The sequence below is a fragment of the Christensenella hongkongensis genome (assembly GCF_000981035.1).
In the GTDB taxonomy this organism is placed as follows: domain Bacteria; phylum Bacillota; class Clostridia; order Christensenellales; family Christensenellaceae; genus Christensenella; species Christensenella hongkongensis.
Genome location: NZ_LAYJ01000042.1, coordinates 1 through 3,506 on the forward strand (window position 1 = coordinate 1; position 3,506 = coordinate 3,506).

Here is a 3,506-nt window from a genome sequence, read left to right on the forward strand (position 1 = left end):
TGGCGATTTTAACAGCATCTTTCTTGTCCGTTTTGACCCGTCTAAGGGAATTTTGACCGTAGTCATGTACAAGAATAGCATTGACAACGGACACATAGAGGCCGGCTTCGTGCAGGTGCATGGCGACAGGCAGATAGTAATTGCCGGTATGTTCCATAACAATGCGGGTTTCACCCTCCAAACTTTTCAGACGTTCAACCAAACGTCTGAGTTCATGAGCGGTGTGCTGAATTTCAAAAGGTGAAGCAACCACCTCACCGAAGGGACGCAGGATAGCAACCATGCACTTGCCTTTGGAAATGTCGATACCGACAGCGTTCATAAGTATTCCTCCTGATTGATGTATTGTAATCGGTGCCCATCTCTTACCCATTGCCTATTCAATCTAATGACCTCCTGCATCTGTTTGGGGGTATAGTCCTTTGGAAAATATTTCTGCAACGTCTGCCCTCTGAGCGTCACCTTCATATCCAACGGCTGCTCGGTACGCATGATTGCTTCAATCGCGCTTTCCGTAAGTTTTCCTTCCTTGCTCATCTGCTTGATGAGGGAGGATTGCTTCGTGGTCAACCCGCCATATTTCTCAAGCGCACAACCCACCCATATTTGTTCTTCGTTTTTCAAATATGATATGTCAACCGCAGGCGTAAATAGAAGCTCTTTATAATCCACCTTATCTAAAAGCGGCTCTATTAGGTACGTGAGACGGATGTAACGCTCCACTTGTTTATAGCTATCCCCTGTGGCTTCACCTATCTGTGAAGTGCTTTTTAACTTTGAGACATTTTGTCCCGAAGTTAAATCTGTCCGTTGGCCCTGATGCCGCATCGCTTCCAATTTCATTCTGTACGCAAAAGCCTTTTCACTGAACAACAGGTGTGTGCGCTGCCCTAAATTGGTATCCACCAGGATGATTATCGCGGTATCGTCGTCCATAGACGTAACAATGGCAGGAGCTGTTTCCAGTCCTGCCATGATTGCCGCTTGCAGCCGCCTATGCCCTGCAATGGTCTCTACACCCGTTTTGCCCTCGCGGGGCCTTGCTATCACTGGTTGAATGATTCGTCCAGTTCGCTTTACACTCTCAACCAGTTCAAGCATTTCTGGATCGTCCCGTATTTTAAACGGATGATTCTTGAACGGATAAAAGTCATTGATTGGCAACTCTACGATTTCCCTTTTTCCGCTTGTTTCCGGCAGCGTTGAAGGAAACCAACTGTCCGAATCTATCTTTACTTTCCCGCCGTTTTTGCTCATTCGCAATTACCTCCTTTGCCAATAATTCATATTGCGCTGCCGCCTTATTGCGGGGGCAGTGCCTGATGATGCTTACCCCATTTTTCCCGCACTCCTTCACTTTCACCGTATATGGGATGCAGGATTCAAACACATGCTCTGTGCGACACAATTCGTTTATGATCGCGTCCCGCTCCTGCCTTGTATAATTGGTTTGATTATTCATCATCGTAACAAGAATGCCGTAGATCCCCAATGTGGGATTCAGGTTGCTTTGCCTGATCTTTTGGAATGTACGCTTGATCTCCATGATGCCCTCTATGCTATACATTTCCGGTTGTGTGGGAATGATGATACCGTTCGCCGCTGTCAGTACATTGATCGTAAGGATATTGAGGGACGGTTGGCTGTCGATCAAGATATATTCATACAACCCCTTTACCATCTCAATGTACCGCTTCAATAGGTACTCACGCCCAAGTTCGTTGATTAAGTTTGCTTCAAAGCCTGCCAGTTTGCGGTTTGTCGGCATCACGTCCATACCTTCGTTATGATGCAGTATGCCATCGGCAGGTTCAAAATCTTCGCCATTTACTAAATCTTCGACGATATCCGTTATGGTGCGCGAAAGCTGCTGCGGCTCCCACCCCAAGCCTTTTGTAAGGTTACTCTGCGGATCAAAGTCGATCAGCAAAACTTTTTTGCCCTCTTTCACCAACGCCGCCCCCAAATTGATCGCCGTTGTTGTTTTACCAACTCCACCTTTTTGATTCGTTATTGCAATCACTCTCGACACTTTCATGTCCTCCTTTTCTACTACAATAATTTATGGATAGGATATGGCAGCCAGCCATACGCCTTTCCATCCCATAGTCTAAGCTACAATAAGGGGAGTAATTGGTCTGACGACTCCTTTCTTGGGTCTACACGCCCGTACGTGAGACAGTCAGCCATCCTCTTGTTGCAGCGTTCGTTTTGCAGGTAGAGCCACCACTCGTGCGTTCGTGTCACTCAGTAGATTGAATAGGCAATGGGTAAGAGATGGGCACCGATTACAATACATCAATCAGGAGGAATACTTATGAACGCTGTCGGTATCGACATTTCCAAGGGCAAGTGCATGGTTGCTATCCTGCGTCCCTTCGGTGAGGTGGTTGCTTCACCTTTTGAAATTCAGCACACCGCTCATGAACTCAGACGTTTGGTTGAACGTCTGAAAAGTTTGGAGGGTGAAACCCGCATTGTTATGGAACATACTGGCAATTACTATCTGCCTGTCGCCATGCACCTGCACGAAGCCGGCCTCTATGTGTCCGTTGTCAATGCTATTCTTGTACATGACTACGGTCAAAATTCCCTTAGACGGGTCAAAACGGACAAGAAAGATGCTGTTAAAATCGCCAGCTATGCTCTAAGCCATTGGCTTGATCTTCCGCAATATGCGCCGGAAGAAGACGTTCGCCACATGCTTAAAACCTGCGCCCGCCAGTGCAACCAGTACGTTAAGCAGAGTGTTATGCTTAAAAACAGCCTCATCGCTTTGCTTGACCAAACCTTTCCGAGTGTCAACATGCTGTTCTCCAGCCCGCCCCGCAAGGGGGACGGTCACGAAAAATGGATTGACTTCGTGGGTAAATTTTGGCATTGTGAATGCGTCAACAGCCTTTCCAAAAACGTTTTTACCCAGCGCTATCAAAAATGGTGCAAAAGAACAGGTTACAACTTTCTTTCCACTAAGACCGCTGCCATCTACAATTCCGCCTGCATACAAGTCAGTACACTGCCTCGAAGCACCTTTGCCAAACAGCTTATTACTCAAGCTGTGTCGCAGCTTAACTCCCTATCGGAAACGCTGGCTCTGATTCGGCAGCAGATACTTTCCCTTGCCTCCGGCTTGCCGGAATTTCCTGTTGTCATGGCTATGCAAGGGGTCGGCAATGTGTTAGGACCTCAACTCATGGCTGAAATTGGCGATGTGCGACGTTTCAACCGTAAGCAGTCGCTGGTTGCTTTTGCCGGTATCGACGCACCGCCTTTCCAGTCCGGCGCCTTTGAAGCACAGAGTACCGGCATTTCCAAACGAGGTTCTTCCTCACTCAGAAAGACGCTTTTTCAGGTCATGGACTGCCTGCTCAAACACGCGCCCTCTCATGATGCTGTATTCCAATATCTTGACAAAAAACGCGGCGAGGGTAAGCATTATTACGTCTACATGATGGCAGGAGCCAACAAGTTCCTGCGTATCTACTACGCACGGGTTAAGGAGCATC

General features: G+C 47.6%; 4 protein-coding genes. 1 reads left to right on the forward strand and 3 read right to left on the reverse strand.

All coding sequences use genetic code 11. The features are described from left to right. From CHK_RS02000 to CHK_RS02010, 3 genes are all read right to left on the reverse strand, one after another. Window positions 1–322: IS110 family transposase (locus CHK_RS02000; protein WP_152651643.1), on the reverse strand; the 322-nt coding region annotated here is incomplete at its 3' end. After that, window positions 319–1,257 (reverse strand): ParB/RepB/Spo0J family partition protein, encoded by a 939-nt coding sequence (locus CHK_RS02005; RefSeq protein WP_046442366.1) that lies wholly within the window; start codon window positions 1,255–1,257, stop codon window positions 319–321. The genes CHK_RS02000 and CHK_RS02005, both read right to left, overlap by 4 nt. Further along, window positions 1,151–2,032: a ParA family protein gene (locus tag CHK_RS02010; RefSeq protein WP_160295572.1), complete on the reverse strand. Its 882-nt coding sequence runs from the start codon at window positions 2,030–2,032 to the stop codon at window positions 1,151–1,153. The genes CHK_RS02005 and CHK_RS02010 overlap by 107 nt, the downstream gene beginning before the upstream one ends. Window positions 2,033–2,317: 285 nt before the next feature. Here CHK_RS02010 and CHK_RS02015 point away from each other — a divergent pair. Further along, window positions 2,318–3,506 (forward strand): IS110 family RNA-guided transposase (locus CHK_RS02015; protein WP_046442368.1); only part of this gene is annotated, 1,189 nt, incomplete at its 3' end.